This is a genomic window from Photobacterium minamisatsumaniensis, assembly GCF_050336695.1.
Taxonomy (GTDB): domain Bacteria; phylum Pseudomonadota; class Gammaproteobacteria; order Enterobacterales; family Vibrionaceae; genus Photobacterium; species Photobacterium minamisatsumaniensis.
Genome location: NZ_JAKJSI010000010.1, coordinates 255,035 through 271,027, shown reverse-complemented (window position 1 = coordinate 271,027; position 15,993 = coordinate 255,035). Strand labels below are relative to the sequence as shown.

The 15,993-nt window shown below is 44.3% G+C and carries 17 protein-coding genes; 2 read left to right on the top strand and 15 right to left on the bottom strand.

Annotated elements, in window-relative coordinates; all coding sequences use genetic code 11:
* Positions 1-237 precede the first annotated feature (237 nt).
* Positions 238-1,137: a LysO family transporter gene (locus L4D78_RS01590; RefSeq protein WP_428465309.1), complete on the top strand. Its 900-nt coding sequence runs from the start codon at positions 238-240 to the stop codon at positions 1,135-1,137.
* Between the two features lie 115 nt (positions 1,138-1,252).
* On the opposite strand, the gene ptsG is transcribed toward L4D78_RS01590, so the two are convergent.
* From ptsG to yceD, 14 genes are all read right to left on the bottom strand, one after another.
* A complete protein-coding gene (gene ptsG, locus L4D78_RS01585; RefSeq protein ID WP_428465308.1) occupies positions 1,253-2,683 on the bottom strand; it encodes a PTS glucose transporter subunit IIBC in 1,431 nt (476 codons plus the stop codon).
* Positions 2,684-3,143: 460 nt separating this feature from the next.
* Positions 3,144-3,920 carry a TatD family hydrolase gene (locus L4D78_RS01580; protein ID WP_428465307.1) on the bottom strand — a complete coding sequence of 259 codons (777 nt, stop codon included), beginning with the start codon at positions 3,918-3,920 and terminating at the stop codon, positions 3,144-3,146.
* Positions 3,921-3,972: 52 nt separating this feature from the next.
* On the bottom strand, positions 3,973-4,935 hold the full coding sequence (gene holB, locus L4D78_RS01575) for a DNA polymerase III subunit delta' (protein WP_428465306.1): 963 nt from the start codon (positions 4,933-4,935) through the stop codon (positions 3,973-3,975).
* 1 nt (position 4,936) lies between these two features.
* Positions 4,937-5,566, bottom strand: coding sequence for a dTMP kinase (gene tmk, locus L4D78_RS01570; protein WP_428465305.1), 630 nt, complete (start codon positions 5,564-5,566; stop codon positions 4,937-4,939).
* Positions 5,567-5,568: 2 nt separating this feature from the next.
* Positions 5,569-6,579 (bottom strand): endolytic transglycosylase MltG, encoded by a 1,011-nt coding sequence (gene mltG, locus L4D78_RS01565; RefSeq protein ID WP_428465304.1) that lies wholly within the window; start codon positions 6,577-6,579, stop codon positions 5,569-5,571.
* Positions 6,573-7,382, bottom strand: coding sequence for an aminodeoxychorismate lyase (pabC, locus tag L4D78_RS01560; protein WP_428465303.1), 810 nt, complete (start codon positions 7,380-7,382; stop codon positions 6,573-6,575). The genes mltG and pabC overlap by 7 nt, the downstream gene beginning before the upstream one ends.
* A 75-nt stretch (positions 7,383-7,457) precedes the next feature.
* Positions 7,458-8,696 (bottom strand): beta-ketoacyl-ACP synthase II, encoded by a 1,239-nt coding sequence (fabF, locus tag L4D78_RS01555; RefSeq protein WP_428465302.1) that lies wholly within the window; start codon positions 8,694-8,696, stop codon positions 7,458-7,460.
* Positions 8,697-8,781: 85 nt separating this feature from the next.
* Entirely contained in the window at positions 8,782-9,018 is a 237-nt protein-coding gene (acpP, locus tag L4D78_RS01550) for an acyl carrier protein (protein WP_016961388.1), read from the bottom strand.
* Between the two features lie 157 nt (positions 9,019-9,175).
* Positions 9,176-9,910 carry a 3-oxoacyl-ACP reductase FabG gene (fabG, locus tag L4D78_RS01545; RefSeq protein WP_428465301.1) on the bottom strand — a complete coding sequence of 245 codons (735 nt, stop codon included), beginning with the start codon at positions 9,908-9,910 and terminating at the stop codon, positions 9,176-9,178.
* Positions 9,911-9,979: 69 nt separating this feature from the next.
* Positions 9,980-10,903 carry an ACP S-malonyltransferase gene (fabD, locus tag L4D78_RS01540; protein WP_428465300.1) on the bottom strand — a complete coding sequence of 308 codons (924 nt, stop codon included), beginning with the start codon at positions 10,901-10,903 and terminating at the stop codon, positions 9,980-9,982.
* Positions 10,904-10,985: 82 nt separating this feature from the next.
* On the bottom strand, positions 10,986-11,942 hold the full coding sequence (locus L4D78_RS01535; RefSeq protein WP_428465299.1) for a beta-ketoacyl-ACP synthase III: 957 nt from the start codon (positions 11,940-11,942) through the stop codon (positions 10,986-10,988).
* Positions 11,943-11,947: 5 nt separating this feature from the next.
* Positions 11,948-12,973 (bottom strand): phosphate acyltransferase PlsX, encoded by a 1,026-nt coding sequence (gene plsX / locus L4D78_RS01530; RefSeq protein WP_428465298.1) that lies wholly within the window; start codon positions 12,971-12,973, stop codon positions 11,948-11,950.
* Positions 12,974-12,982: 9 nt separating this feature from the next.
* The gene (gene rpmF, locus L4D78_RS01525) at positions 12,983-13,153 is read right to left on the bottom strand and encodes a 50S ribosomal protein L32 (RefSeq protein ID WP_107349559.1); all 171 of its coding nucleotides are present in this window, start codon (positions 13,151-13,153) and stop codon (positions 12,983-12,985) included.
* A 19-nt stretch (positions 13,154-13,172) separates the two neighbouring features.
* Positions 13,173-13,691, bottom strand: coding sequence for a 23S rRNA accumulation protein YceD (gene yceD, locus L4D78_RS01520; protein WP_428465297.1), 519 nt, complete (start codon positions 13,689-13,691; stop codon positions 13,173-13,175).
* Positions 13,692-13,992: 301 nt separating this feature from the next.
* Between yceD and L4D78_RS01515 the strand changes: the two genes are divergently transcribed.
* A complete protein-coding gene (locus L4D78_RS01515; protein WP_428465296.1) occupies positions 13,993-14,574 on the top strand; it encodes a Maf family protein in 582 nt (193 codons plus the stop codon).
* A gap of 114 nt (positions 14,575-14,688) precedes the next feature.
* On the opposite strand, the gene rluC is transcribed toward L4D78_RS01515, so the two are convergent.
* Positions 14,689-15,642, bottom strand: coding sequence for a 23S rRNA pseudouridine(955/2504/2580) synthase RluC (rluC, locus tag L4D78_RS01510; RefSeq protein ID WP_428465295.1), 954 nt, complete (start codon positions 15,640-15,642; stop codon positions 14,689-14,691).
* Positions 15,643-15,993: the final 351 nt, after the last annotated feature.

The following is a 15,993-nucleotide window of genomic DNA, read 5'->3' as shown; positions in this document are numbered from 1 at the left end:
CAGATTCAACACTACGCTAAACACTTATCATTTCCTGAGTTTATAAAGCATATTGACGCTTTCTAAACTCAGCTGATAAGCTGCCTACATTCTACTTATTATCATATTGTTAGTATCCATACTCACATTAACTAAAGGTGCATAATCAAGCATCTTGAAATTAATCTGGGATTCCAACGTAGAAAGGCTCTCTACGTCGATACTTATCACCGATATCAACATTGTTATAGGATCAACATGTTCTCGGGAATGCTCTATATCTTCCTTCCGTTAATAATTGGCTACTTTATCCAAGTCAAAAAACCGGTAGTGCTAGACTTCATCAACACCCAAACTAGTCGCTTAGTATTAGTAATTCTTTCGCTTATGGGACTCAGCCTTGCTGGCCTAGATAACCTTAGTGAAAACTTAAATCAAATTCTTATCTACACAGCCGTATTCTTTGTGTCTATTAGTACCTGTAATTTACTTGTTTTACCGTTGATAGATAAGTTAGCACCGACCAATACTCAGCAAGATCACCGGACTATCCCATTAACAACAATGATGATGGAGTCTGTAAAGTTAATCTTTGCTGTGGCTGGAGGCTTAGTTATCGGTTTATTCAGTGGTATTGATTTAAGCTGGGTTGATCAAGCGAGTGAAGTCATTTTATTGTTGCTGTTATTTCTTATCGGTATTCAGCTACGAAATAGCGGGATGACCTTAAGGCAAATCTTGCTCAATAAAAAAGGGATCGCGATTGCCTCAATCATTCTATTGACCTCTTTGCCTGGCGGACTTATCGCCGCTCTCATTCTAGATATTCCATATAATCAGGGACTCGCTATGGCATCAGGGTTTGGTTGGTATTCATTAGCGGGTATTTTGATCGGCGATAGCCTTGGGCCAGTATTCGGCGGGGCTGCTTTCCTTAACGAGCTGCTCAGAGAGTTAGTTGCGCTGAGTTTAATCCCTATCATTATCCGTCGCTATCCATGTACTGCAATTGGTTATGCTGGTGCAACCGCAATGGACTTTACTCTACCCATCATTCAGAACAGCGGTGGCATTCGCTGCGTGCCAATCGCGATTGTTAGCGGGTTTATTCTCAGCCTGTTAGTCCCTTTTTTGATGCTATTCTTCTTGTCGTTATAACTGCAAGTTGCTGTAGTTTATAAGCATGACTTTATTCGGGTCGGTATTCTAAGCATTACCAAGAACGCAAAAAGGGAAGCCGAAGCTTCCCTTTTAATTGAATCAGTAATTCGTATTAGTTGTTACGAATCCACTCATCCATGTCTGATTTTAAGTTATCAGATTTAGTACCGAAGATTGCCTGAACACCACCGCCTGCGATAACAACACCCGCTGCGCCTAGCTTCTTCAGACCGTCTTGGTCAACATTATCAACACTTGCTACAGAAACACGTAGACGAGTGATACAAGCATCAAGGCCAGTGATGTTATCTTTACCACCGAATGCTACAACTAGGTCTTTCGCAAGTTCAGTACCCGTTGAAACTGTACCAGTTTCTTCAGTTTCATCTTCACGACCAGGTGTTTTTAGGTCTAGTTTGATGATTACTGCACGGAAAACTGTGTAGTAAATTGCTGCGTATACAAGACCAACAACAATCATTAGGCCCATTTTCTGAGCGTTTCCAGATAGTACTAGGAAATCAATCAGACCGTGTGAGAACGACGTGCCGTGTACGAAGCCTAGCGTGTTAGCAACAACGTATGCTGAACCAGCTAGTAGCGCGTGAATTCCGTATAATACTGGTGCAACGAATAGGAAAGCGAATTCGATTGGTTCAGTAATACCTGTTAGGAACGAAGTCAGTGCAGCAGAAACCATGATACCCATTACTTTCGCACGGTTTTCAGGCTTAGCACACTGAGCGATTGCGATAGCAGCAGCTGGTAGGCCGAACATCTTGAACATGTAACCGCCCGCTAGCTGACCGAAGCCATTACCTGCGATACGAGAAGCTTCATCAGCAACTAGGTAACAAGTTAGTACGCCATTCTGAGTTTCGCCTGCAGCATTAACACAAGTACCTGCTTCGAAGAAGAATGGAACGTTCCAAACGTGGTGTAGACCAAATGGGATCAGTGAACGTTCAATGATACCGTAGATGCCGAATGCAACTGTTGGGTTCTGGTGAGCAGCCCAATCAGAGAATGCTGCAATTGCACCGCCAACTGGTGGCCAGATAATAGATAGTAGAATCGCAAGACCAATTGCACAGAAACCTGTCATGATTGGTACAAAACGCTTACCAGCAAAGAAACCTAAGTATTCTGGTAGCTGGATGCGGAAGAAGCGGTTAAATGCCCATGCAGCAACACCACCGACAAGGATACCACCAAGTACACCTGTGTCGATTGCTTCTACGCCCATAACGCTAGCCATAACACCTAGCGTCGCCGCCATAATGCCGTAACCAACAATCGCCGCAAGACCCGCGACACCGTCATTGTTAGTGAAACCTAGTGCTACACCTACTGCAAATAGTAGTGGCATTTGGCCGAATACAGAACCACCAGCGGATTCCATAGTTTGTGATACGACTTCTGGTAGCCAGCTAAAGTTCGCCGCGCCGACACCTAATAGAATACCTGCTACCGGCAAAACCGATACAGGCAGCATAAGCGCCTTACCGACTTTTTGCAGGTTAGCAAAAAGGTTCTTAAACATATTGTGCTCCTGAGTGAAATATATAAATCAGAAATTAATCAGTACTTACGACCTACCCCCGTAGTCATTAATGTAAGCACTGCTTTTCTTTGTTTTTACAGCTTTAGTATATGTTGCGGTGCTAAATATAACTTGATGACTGTCAAAAATGCCAACACCGTATGAAATATAATTTCAAAACTAAATATAGATCACAATGGGGAAAACACATAAAAACAACAAAACAAGCCGCTAACTCACTGTTATAGATAGAGAAGTCATTACAAAAAACAACCCTTACCACCCTGTAATTATCTTTCAGTACTGTAAGCTATGTTACTTAACGTTACGAAATTACATTACGGTTAATTTCGCCCTAAATAAACGATCCTGATACATTTGGAGGGGGTTATTAAAATAAAGTGATTAACGTGCAAATTTTGATATAAAAAAAGGAGCTTTCGCTCCTTTTTTTAATTAATTAACGTTCGGCTCGCGAAAAAAGGTTGAAGAAGTTATCGGTCGTTATCTTTTCGACATCAGCGACAGATACACCTTTCAGTATCGCGATATATTCAGCAACCTCTTTCACATAGGCAGGCTGATTTTGTTTTCCACGATAGGGGATTGGCGCAAGATAAGGAGAGTCGGTTTCAACCAATAAACGCTCCAGTGGCAATTGGCTCACCACATGCTTTAGCTCGCTGGCTTTATTGAAAGTAACAATGCCTGAAATTGAAATATAAAAGCCTAGCTCAATCGCTTCTAGGGCCATTTCCAAACTTTCCGTGAAGCAATGCAACACGCCACCGCATTTTTCTGCGCCTTCTTCGCGAAGGATCTGCATCGTATCTTCACGTGCCATACGCGTATGAATAATGAGTGGCTTATTCAACTCTACCGCTAAACGTACATGCTCGCGAAAGATGTGTTTTTGCTGATCTGCTAGTTCGGGTTGATAGTGATAATCAAGCCCCGTTTCACCGATCGCAATGACTCGATCATGCTGCGCATATTCTTTCAGCTGGTCGAAATCAAAACCCGCCTCGATGTCCAACGGATGTACACCACAAGAGGCAAACACATTTTCGTACGGTGCAATCATTTCCATCATGGCTGGGAAGCTTTTCAGCGTAACCCCTACTGATAAAAAGTATTCAACGCCACGAGCTTTGGCCTTAGCCAACACATCATCAATCCCTGTATGAAGCTGCTCGTAATCTAATTTATCCAGGTGACAATGCGAATCAACTAACACGTCGGTTTCCTCAATTTTTTTAAAAACCCAGCCATTTTGCTGAGAGATATCATTACTGTGACATAAATCCAGTTAACCATTCCACCAACAATAGCTCAGTATTCAAGCCAGTGTGGTGGTCAAGTTGCTGAAATAGCGCATTTGCTTTTCGACTCTGACTCATCAATACCTCAGGCGTAACCACTGAGGCCGCTTGTTGAATTAATGGCAACGATTCGCTATGCACTAAATGTGAACTCACCCCTTGTTGTAGCTTTAAACAATCAACCATGAAATAGCTTAACCACTTTAGGCTATGGTGCCCTTCGCCATTGCATAGCCCAGCAACATCATAAAGGCCGATATAGGGGGGTTGTAAAAACGCCGCAAACGCTTCTAATAATTTTGTATATCGAATATCTTGCCCTTGTTCGATAAATTGCAACGTCGCGAGAGGAGCGCAATTGTTTAGTCTGACGGTTTCAAGCTTGATGCTTTGCATTAATTGCTTTTCAACCCAACGTTGCGTTTGCTCTTCATTTGGCATCGACAATCGCCATTTGTTACAGCGACTGTTGATTGTTGGCAATAAATTATCAAGTGAAGATGCCATTAAAATAAATTGGCACCCAGCAGGCGGCTCTTCCAACGTTTTAAGCAATGCATTGGCTGCAGCCTCCCCCATCGCATCAGCATGATCAATCATAATAATACGCTCACCACCCAACTGCGATGTTTCAACAGCCCAACGATTACATTGGCGAATAGCATCGACACCTATTTGCTTGCCTTGCTGCTCTGGTGCTACATGGTGAAAATCAGGATGGGTACCCGCAGTAAACAGTTTACAGCTATGACAAACGCCACAAGGTTCTGTAAGCCCATTTTTACACAAAAGGGTGTGCGCTAACTGCTTTCCTAGTGCTTCCCGTCCACTACCCAGCGGGGCTAGCAGCAAAACAGCATGATGAAGACGCTCTTGGTCAAGTAGCTGTTGCCATTTTTGCCACAATGATTCCTGCCATGGATAAAGCATATTACTGTTGCTCCAACCAACGCTGTAGTGCTGACGTTATATCAGCCGTTACACTCTCTAGCGATTGACTTGCATCGATAATCGCAACGTTTGGATTATTTTCTGATAGCTCGAGAAAGCGATCACGAGCACGGTGGAAGAAATCAATATCCATTTTTTCAATACGGTCAAGCTCTCCACGCCCACGCGCTCGACCAAGACCGACCACCGGATCAATATCCATGTAAAGGGTGAAGTCTGGACGGAAATCGCCTAAAACCGTATCACGAAGGTTTTCCATAACTTGGCGATCAAACCCGCGCCCGCCCCCTTGGTAAGCTTGTGACGACATATCATGTCGGTCACCAACAACCCAATGGCCACTTTCCAATGCAGGCTTAATGACATTTTCGACCAATTGCGAGCGAGAGGCATACATCAATAGCAGCTCAGCCATGTTGGTTAATGGCTCGTCAGGGTGGCCTTCTTTAACTAAAGTACGCATTTGCTCAGCTAACGGAGTACCGCCAGGTTCACGGGTAGAAGTAACATCAGTGATATTATTCGTTGCTAATACCTGCATCACTTGCTTGATAGCGGTGCTTTTACCCGCACCTTCAAGCCCTTCAATTACAATAAATTTGCCAGTCATTATTATTTTCTTAGTGTTCTTAGGTAAGCACGTACAGCACGGTTGTGCTCAGTCAATGTTGTCGAGAATTGATGCCCGCCTTTGCCATCTGCCACGAAGTAGTAATAGCCACTTTCTTCAGGCTGTACCGCAGCAAGTACAGAAGCTTTGCTCGGCATTGCAATCGGCGTTGGCGGCAAACCCCAAATGGTATAAGTGTTATAAGGCGTCGGTGTACGCAAGTCACGCTTACGAATATTACCTTCGTATTTATCACCCATACCGTAAATTACCGTCGGATCCGTTTGCAGGCGCATGCCTTTGTTCAAACGGTTCATAAATACCGCTGATACGATAGTGCGTTCATCGTCGACTGCGGTCTCTTTTTCAATAATTGACGCCATTATCAGTGCTTCATACGGCGACTTAAGTGGAATGTCTTTGTCTCTTGCCTCCCACGCTTCACCGAGTAACACTGTCATATCTCGATAAGCACGGGTTAATATTTCTAAGTCAGTTGTACCAACGGTATAATGATAAGTTTCAGGTAAAAGGTAGCCCTCAAGCTTTTCAATATCAGCACCAATCACTTTAGCAATCTCTGCTTCTGTCATGCCGTCACTCTGATGTATTACGTATGGCGCCTCACTCAGTTGAGCCAACCAATCAACAAACCGATCGCCTTCTACCAGCGTAATAGCAAACTGATGCTCACGGCCTGTTGCAACTAATGCCAGCACATCACGCAACGTCATGTCCGTTGTAATCAGGTAACTACCCGTTTTTAGCTGTGCCAACTGTGGTTCAAGCCGAGGGATCCAACGCGTCCATGTTGATGCCGCCACAATGCCTTGATTATCTAATTGATTTAGCATGCCTCGGTATGACGTGCCCGCTCTGACTGTGAATAATACATCGTCAGTCTTTGTTACCGTTTGCTCAAGAGAAAGCTTTACCTGTTGGTAAGACCACCCCGCTGCTCCTGCTGCAATAACGCCCAACAGAACAATCATTATCATCAACTTCTTTAGCACGTGTACAACCTCTTGTTTATTGCATTAAGCGCTGAGCGCTCAACAAATTCTATTCCATCTATTTCATTTACAGGCACTAACGCCATCAGGGCATTAGTAATAAAGATTTCATCAGCACAAAGCAAGCGCTCAACGGGGGTTTTGACAAACTCTAAACAATAACCCAGCGAGTTAATAAGCTCGATAACATGGCGACGCATTACGCCGTGTACACCCGACAGATCAAGTAACGGTGTATACACTGTTTGGCCTATACGCCAAAAGATATTCGACGCAACCGACTCCATCACGCACCCGTTCGCGTCAAGTACCACTGCATCTTTAAAGCCTAATCGTTCAGTTTCTTGCTTTAGCAGCACCTGCTCGAGGCGGTTTAAGTGTTTATGCCCTGCCAACATAGGCGATATTGATAAGCGTTGTTGGCATACCCCTAGGGTGATCCCTGCTTGCTGCCATTGCTCATAATGTGCAGGCCACGCGAAATCAGACACCACAACCTGTGTTAACTGACAGCCTTGTGTACTGTAACCACGCCCGCCACTGCCACGGCTGATCAACACCTTTATCCCGCCTTTCTCAGGGTAACGCTGTGCGAGCTCTAACACATTGGCTTCTACTTTCGTCCAATCAGGCTCTGCCAGCGAAAATGCTCGAACCGTTTTTTTTAACCGCTCTAAATGAAAAGGCCACAACTGTACTTGCCCTTGCTCGACCAACATAGTGGTAAAGCAACCGTCGCCGTACTGTATAGCCCTATCAGTTACTGCAATTTGTGATTGGCACTCACCATTAATTAGGATCATCGCTTATCCATTCTTCGAACATAAAAAAACGGCTCGGTGCGAAACACCAAGCCGTTTATAATAACACAGGTTATCTTAGATTTTCTTAAACAGCAGTGAGCCGTTTGTACCGCCGAAACCGAATGAGTTACACAGTGCATACTCAAAGCTTGCTTGGCGTGCTTCACCTGGTACGTAGTCCAGATCACAACCTTCATCAGGGTTGTCTAGGTTGATTGTTGGCGGAACAGCCTGATCAACCAGTGCCATAGCAGTAATAATTGATTCAACAGAACCCGCAGCACCTAATAGGTGGCCAGTCATCGATTTAGTTGAAGAAACCATAACATTATCAACAGCAGCGCCCATCGCACGCTTGATGCCTAATGTTTCAGCTACGTCACCCGCAGGGGTAGACGTACCGTGTGCGTTAATGTAACCAATTTGGTCTGCATTAATGCCAGCATCACGAATAGCCGCTTCCATTGCTAAAGCGCCACCAGAACCATCTGCACTTGGAGAGGTCATGTGGAACGCATCGCCGCTCATACCAAAGCCAACAAGCTCAGCATAAATTGTAGCGCCACGCGCTTTTGCATGCTCATATTCTTCAACAACCATCATGCCTGCACCATCGCCAAGTACAAAACCATCACGGTCTTTGTCCCATGGGCGAGAGGCTGCTTGTGGATCATCATTACGGGTAGAAAGTGCTTTTGCCGCAGCAAAGCCGCCCATGCCTAGTGGTGTTGATGCTTTTTCAGCACCACCCGCTAGCATGGCATCTGCATCGCCATAAGCAATCATACGCGCAGCATGGCCAATGTTATGAAGGCCAGTAGTACATGCCGTAGAGATAGCGATGTTTGGACCACGAAGACCATGCATGATAGACATGTGGCCTGCGATCATATTTACAATTGTTGATGGTACGAAGAACGGGCTAATTTTACGCGGGCCCTTCTCCATCAATGATTGATGGTTTGCTTCAATTAAGCCAAGACCACCAATACCAGAACCGATAGCTACACCAATACGGTGTGCATTTTCTTCAGTGACTTCAATACCAGAATCTTTTAATGCTTGTACGCCTGCTGCAATGCCGTACTGGATAAATAAATCCATTTTACGCGCATCTTTTTTAGTCATGTATTCTTCACAATTGAAGTCTTTGACCAAACCAGCAAAACGAGTAGCGAATGCACTAGCATCAAAATGTTCAATAGTGCTGATACCGCTAGTACCGGATAAAAGGGCTTTCCAAGATGATTCTACAGAATTACCTACCGGTGTTAGCATACCCATGCCAGTAACAACTACGCGACGCTTAGACACGATTAATTTCTCCGGGAATTGAGGGTGAAACAGGATTCAAAAGAAAATCAGGCGGTCATGGTGACCGCCTGGAGGGAGTTCTTAATTACTCAGAAGCGCCAACAACGTAGTCGATCGCTGCTTGTACTGTAGTAATTTTTTCAGCTTCTTCGTCTGGGATCTCAGTGTCGAATTCTTCTTCAAGAGCCATAACTAGTTCAACTGTATCTAGTGAATCAGCACCTAGATCGTCAACAAAAGAAGCTTCGTTCTTAACTTCAGCTTCGTCCACACCTAGTTGCTCAATAATGATTTTTTTTACGCGTTCTTCGATGTTGCTCATTAATCTATTTCCTTAAAACAAGAATTCGCTAATGCGATTTGCTGTAGTTTATTCAATACTGCAAAAGTTGCAATACTCAACATGCTGGTCAAACCACGATTTTCACTGAAAACTAGTTGAGTTTGACTTGCATCATCAAGTTATGCAACTTTTTTGATTAAATCATGTACATGCCGCCATTTACGTGCAGCGTTTCACCGGTTACATAACCAGCATCTTCTGACGCTAAAAATGCTACTGCTGCAGCAATTTCACGCGGATCACCAAGGCGGCCAGCTGGAACATTAGATAATGTTGCTGCTCGCTGGTCATCATTTAGTGCTTTGGTCATGTCCGTTTCAATAAAACCTGGAGCCACAGCATTCACGGTAATGCCACGAGAAGCAACTTCACGCGCCATTGACTTAGTAAAACCAAGTAAGCCTGCTTTTGCCGCGGCGTAGTTTGTTTGGCCAGCATTACCCATAGTACCGACTACTGAACCAATACTAATAATTCGACCATGACGTTTTTTCATCATTGCTCGTAATACGGCTTTAGACAGACGGAAGACCGATGTCAAATTAGTATCCAAGATATCTTGCCATTCGTCATCTTTCATACGCATTAACAAATTATCACGTGTGATACCAGCATTGTTGATCAAAATATCGACATCACCAAACTCAGCTTTGATCTGCTTAAGCACAGCTTCAATTGACTCAGGAGAGGTTACATTAAGTGCTAGGCCTTTACCATTGGCACCTAAGTAAGTACTGATTGCTTCAGCACCACTCTCTGACGTCGCAGTACCAATCACAGTAGCACCGCGTTCAACTAAAATTTCAGCAATAGCACGGCCAATACCACGGCTTGCACCTGTTACCAGGGCAACTTTACCTTCCAGGCTCATTGTAATTCCTCTTTTATGTTATTTATGTTGCCCGCCAATTATGTTGAATAAGAGCAGGCAGCATTATCGTTACTTTGCAGCTTCTAGGCTTGCTGTATCATTTACAGCCGCACCGCTAAGTGAACGATTAATACGTTTTGTAAGGCCAGTCAACACTTTACCAGGACCAAGTTCCAACAAAGATTCAACACCTTCAGATGCCATACGCTCAACTGACTCAGTCCAACGAACAGGGCTATGAAGCTGCTTAACCAACGCTTGCTTAATTGCTGCAGGATCTGTCTCTGTTGCAACATCTGCGTTGTTAATAACCGGTAATGCTGGTGCCGAAAATTCAATGCTTTCAAGTGCAATGGCAAGTTTATCTGCTGCTGGCTGCATTAGTGCACAATGCGACGGTACAGAGACTGGAAGAGGCAACGCACGTTTAGCGCCCGCTTCCTTACAAAGTACATTTGCACGCTCAACGGCTTCTTTGTTACCGGCAATAACAACCTGACCAGGAGAGTTAAAATTAACTGGTGAACAAACTTGGTCTTGTGCTGCTTCTTCACATGCTTTTGCAATCGCGTCATTATCTAAGCCGATAATAGCCGACATTGCCCCAACACCTGCTGGTACCGCTTCTTGCATCAGTTGGCCACGAAGCTCAACCAATTTAACGGCCTCTTTAAAGTCAATCACACCAGCACAAACAAGCGCAGAGTATTCACCCAAGCTGTGTCCAGCTAGTACAACAGGTTGTTCACCACCCTGCTGCTGCCATACACGCCAAATCGCAACAGAAGCGGTAAGCAATGCTGGTTGAGTACGGTGTGTTTGGTTTAGGTCTTCAGCTGGACCATTTTGCACTAGCGCCCATAAGTCGTAACCCAGCGCTTCAGAAGCTTCAGCGAACGTTTGCTTAACAATTTCAAACTGCTCTGCTAACTCAGCAAGCATACCAACGGTTTGAGAACCTTGCCCCGGAAATACAATCGCGAACTTAGACATTCGAGAGTCCTTATTAGGTTGTTTTATCAACATGAGCTATAACATTTAAACGTTATAGCTCATGTCRTCAATAATATTTAATTTAAAACTTCACTAGGGCTGAGCCCCATGTAAAGCCGCCACCAAAGGCTTCCAACAGCAACATTTGACCACGCTGGATACGGCCATCACGTACTGCTTCATCTAAAGCAGTAGGGACCGTTGCAGCCGATGTATTGCCGTGGCGATCAAGTGTGACAACAACTTGATCCATAGACATCGACAATTTCTTCGCCGTTGCCTTGATAATACGTAAGTTTGCTTGGTGCGGAACCAGCCAATCAAGCTCTGATTTATCCATGTTATTCGCTGCTAGCGTATCTTTTACTAAATTAGATAGCTGCGTTACCGCGACTTTAAACACTTCATTACCTGCCATGTACAACCATTTATCATCACTAAATACTTGACCATGTTCAGGAATAGCAAGGCTAAGGAGACCACCAAAATGACCATCAGAATGAAGGTGCGTTGAGATAATACCCGGCTCTTCACTTGCGCCAATAACAACAGCACCAGCGGCATCACCAAACAAGATGATCGTAGAACGATCGTTAGGATCACACTTGTGTGATAGCGCATCAGAACCGATCACAAGCACATTCTTAGCCATGCCTGTTTTAATATGCTGATCAGCAATGCTCAATGCATATACAAATCCGGAGCAAGCTGCTGCGATATCGAAGGCTGGGCAGCCTTTAATGTCTAACATTCCCTGAACTTGGCAAGCAGCTGAAGGAAATGAATGGCTCGCGCTGGTCGTAGCAACAATGATCAAATCAATGTCTTCTTTTTCAATACCCGCCATTTCAATCGCGTTTAAAGAAGCTTGATAGCCCATAACGGCAACCGTTTCATCAGCTGCAGCAATGCGTCGCTCTCGAATACCAGTACGCGCAACAATCCATTCATCGCTGGTTTCAACCAATTGCTCTAAGTCAGCGTTAGAACGTACTTGTTCAGGCAAAAAGCTGCCTGTGCCTAAAATTTTGCTATGCATAACGACTAGTAATGCCTCTCGAGTAAGACTTCTTCCAAACGGTCACTGATTTTACTCGGTATTTGCCGTTTGACCTCGTGTGCCGCTTCACCAATCGCATTGGTAAATGCGGCTGTATCAGCACTTCCATGGCTTTTTACCACTATACCGCGCAATCCTAACAGACTCGCCCCGTTATACTGGTCGGGGTTCAACTGTTTCAAACTCTCAAATAGGTCACTAAACAACCATTTAGCGATTAACTTCTTGAGTGGATTACGGGAAATGGCACTTTTGATGTTATCGATAAAAAGGTTTGCTACACCTTCACTGGTCTTGAGGCTAACATTACCAACAAAACCATCACAGACAATAACATCAGCTTGTCCGCTATAAAGTTGGTTACCTTCAATATAACCGGTGTAGTTGATATCTGGCGACTCTAACAGCATTTCAGCACAGCGCTTAACCAGATCATTACCTTTAATGTCTTCTTCACCAATATTCAGCAATGCCACTTTGGGCGAATGAGGAAGTCCCTGCTCAGCCAAGACCGTCCCCATAACAGCAAACTGAAATAGGGTATCTGCATCACACGACACATTGGCGCCTAAATCAAGTAACCATGTTTTATGCTGCGTACGAGTGGGAATAGCCGAAACTAATGCAGGGCGATCAACACCAGGAAGTAACTTGAGTATAAAGCGTGATAATGCCATCAAAGCCCCAGTATTACCGGCACTTACACAAGCATCAGCTTGACCTTCCGATACATATTCCAATGCCATACGCATTGATGAGCCTTGGCTACGGCGTAAAGCTTGAGACGGACGGGTATCGTTGGCGATTACATGGTCGCAATGGACAATGCTAAGTCGAGGGTGGTTCGATTGGTTTAGAAGAGATAGTTGAGACGTGATCGCACTTTGATCACCAAAAAGGATAAGTTTGAGCTCTGGGTATTGTAACAATGCCTGCACGGAGGCAGGCACTGTTACTTGGGGACCGAAATCCCCACCCATTGCATCAAGTGCAACGGTAAGACCACTCAAGGTTCAACCTTACTTGTTGATAACCTTACGGCCACGGTAGAAACCGTCAGCTGTCATGTGGTGACGTAGGTGAGTTTCACCACTTGCAGAATCTACAGATACAGCTGCAGTTGTTAGTGCATCGTGTGAACGACGCATACCACGTGCTGCACGTGATTTTTTGCTCTTTTGTACGGCCATTAACCCTACTCCTGTTAAATTACTTACTTAGATTTTTCAATACTGCAAACGGATTCGGACGCTCATCAGCAACGGGGATATCACCAAATGTCATGTTTCTGCCACTGGCTTTACAGTCAGTGTCATCATGCATAGCAATTTGAGGTAACTCTAAAATCAACTCGTCTTCGACGATTTGAATTAGATTGATTTCACCGTTTTCATCGACGTCAGCCGGCTCATAAGCTTCCGGAAAATCATCTGCTTCCTCTGGTTTGAGGAGCGGACTATAACAGAAATCAACACTATAAACGTGTTTGAAACCTTCCTGACATCGCTGACAGGTCAACTCCACTTCGACATCAGCGCTACCGCGCATAAATGCCAAGTGACGTTGGTCAAAGTCAAATGATAAAGTGACGTTTGCATCACGTGTTACGCTCTGAGTTGAAGCTGCTAGGCGCTCAAGTAATTCGACTTTGATGATACCATCATAATCGAGTTTTTTTTGAGCAGCACGAACTGCATCAACCGTTAGCGGCAATTTTACCTTTTGCATAGGGCGCGAATATTAGCCTTCTAATGTGTTTGAGTCAAAGGAAATGTGCGTGAATTAACAGCATTTAATCAATTCATATACTCTGTATTGATAACCAATAGCTCAGCACTGGCACTTCCACCATTTTGTCTGTTATCTGACTGACAATAAACAGGTTGATAACACACCATCTAGTGCGCAAATAACACACAAAATCTAACGAAGTGAACGACAAATCGACCTTGCCACTTAACATTATAACGTAGCGCTCAGCCTTTATGGCCGCTAGACTACCACAACCTTGGACAACCCGGTAATCATCATGGCTCAACCGTTACTTCTGGCTTCAACATCCCCATACCGCAAAGAACTGCTTAATAAACTGCATCTCTCTTTTGATACAGCTAAGCCGCAAACTGATGAAACACCGCTTATAGATGAGCCAGCCCAAACGCTTGTATGTCGGCTGGCTGAAAGCAAAGCACTCGCTTGTGCCCCGGCTCACCCAAATCATTTAATCATCGGCTCTGACCAAGTTTGTGTGATTAACGATCGTATCATCGGCAAACCACATACCGTTGAAAAAGCCTGTGAGCAATTAAAAGCTGCCAGCGGACAAACTGTCACATTTTATACAGGCCTATGCTTATATAATGCAGCCACTCAAACCAGTGATGTCATTTGCGAACCTTTTCATGTGACCTTCCGCGAGCTTAGCGATGATGAAATCCGCCGCTATGTCGAACGTGAGCAGCCACTTAATTGTGCGGGTAGCTTCATGTGCGAAGGGCTTGGTATTGCTTTATTCGAAAAATTAGAAGGTCGTGACCCGAACACCTTGATTGGGCTCCCCCTGATTGCGTTATGCGAAATGCTCAGCAAACAAGGCGTTTCCGTTTTGTAAGTTTCATTCATTGAAACGACAAAAAGCGGCAAAGAAAACTCTGCCGCTTCATTTCTTAGCGCACCAACAACGACATCACGTCATTAGTACGGCTAAATTTACAAATCGTCTATATTATTTTTTAGCTGTAATACGTAACTGCTCAACGGCTTTCACCAATTTTGACTCCATCGGTGCACTAATATCCATTAACTCTTCAGTATTTGGATGAGTGAACTTAATGTTCGCCGCATGAAGGAAAAGTCGGTTGAGTCCCGTTTTTTTCGTGTAAGCATCAAAACGTGGATCACCATAGCGATCATCCCACGCAATGGGGTGACCCGCATACTGGCAATGTACACGAATTTGGTGAGTACGGCCTGTTATTGGGCTCGCCTGCACCAATGTCGCCTGATCCAATCGCTCAATCACTTTATAACGCGTATCTGATGCTTTGCCGTTAGGGTTAACCCGCACGATACTGTTGACTTCATTCTTCAGTAATGGCGCCGTCACCTTTTTACAACTTGCCTTCCACTCACCCATGACTAGCGCAAAATAATACTTCTGCACCGTCTTGTTACGGAACTGCTCTTGCAGTTTACGTAATGCAGAGCGCTTCTTGGCAATCAATAAAATGCCAGAAGTATCACGGTCAATACGGTGAACTAATTCCAAAAAACGTGCGTCTGGGCGCAAAGCACGTAACGCTTCAATCGCGCCAAACTTCAGCCCACTACCACCATGTACCGCAGTACCTGACGGTTTATTTAGAATCAGCATATGGTCGTCTTCATAAATAATGCACGACTCAAGCTCTGAAACTTTATCAAGCTTTGTACTAATCGGCGCCTTATCTTCTTTTTCCGGTACTCTAACCGGTGGTACCCGAACAAGATCGCCGTCTTGTAATTTATATTCAGGTTTTATACGTTTTTTATTTACTCGCACTTCGCCTTTACGCAAGATGCGATAAATCATACTTTTTGGTACGTTTTTAAGCCTTGCGAGAAGGAAGTTATCGATCCGCTGGCCGGCAAAGTCATCGGTAATTTCGATGAAGTGCACTTGAGGTTTATCATCTTTCATAGCCAAGCATTGTATACAAAAGTGAATAAAAGAGATAACCCTTCCTGTATCTATTTCATCTAAGCTTTCTTACAAAAACAACTAACTCATCAATTTTAAGGACTTTAAGCATAACTCTTACACAAAGCAGATTGCCGCAAAAAAGCCACCCTGCTATCATTGCCTGCAAGAGTAGGAAAAAAAGCCTACTTTGTTAACAGGGTGAGCAGATTACCACCCAAGTGACTATTTTATATACCGCTCTGACGAAAAGCGCAGCATATGGCGTAAGACGTTAATTTCTTCGGAGTGTTTTTTAGTGTTTTTACTGACTTTTTTTATTGGTGTGAGAGATACCGCCGTGAGATACGG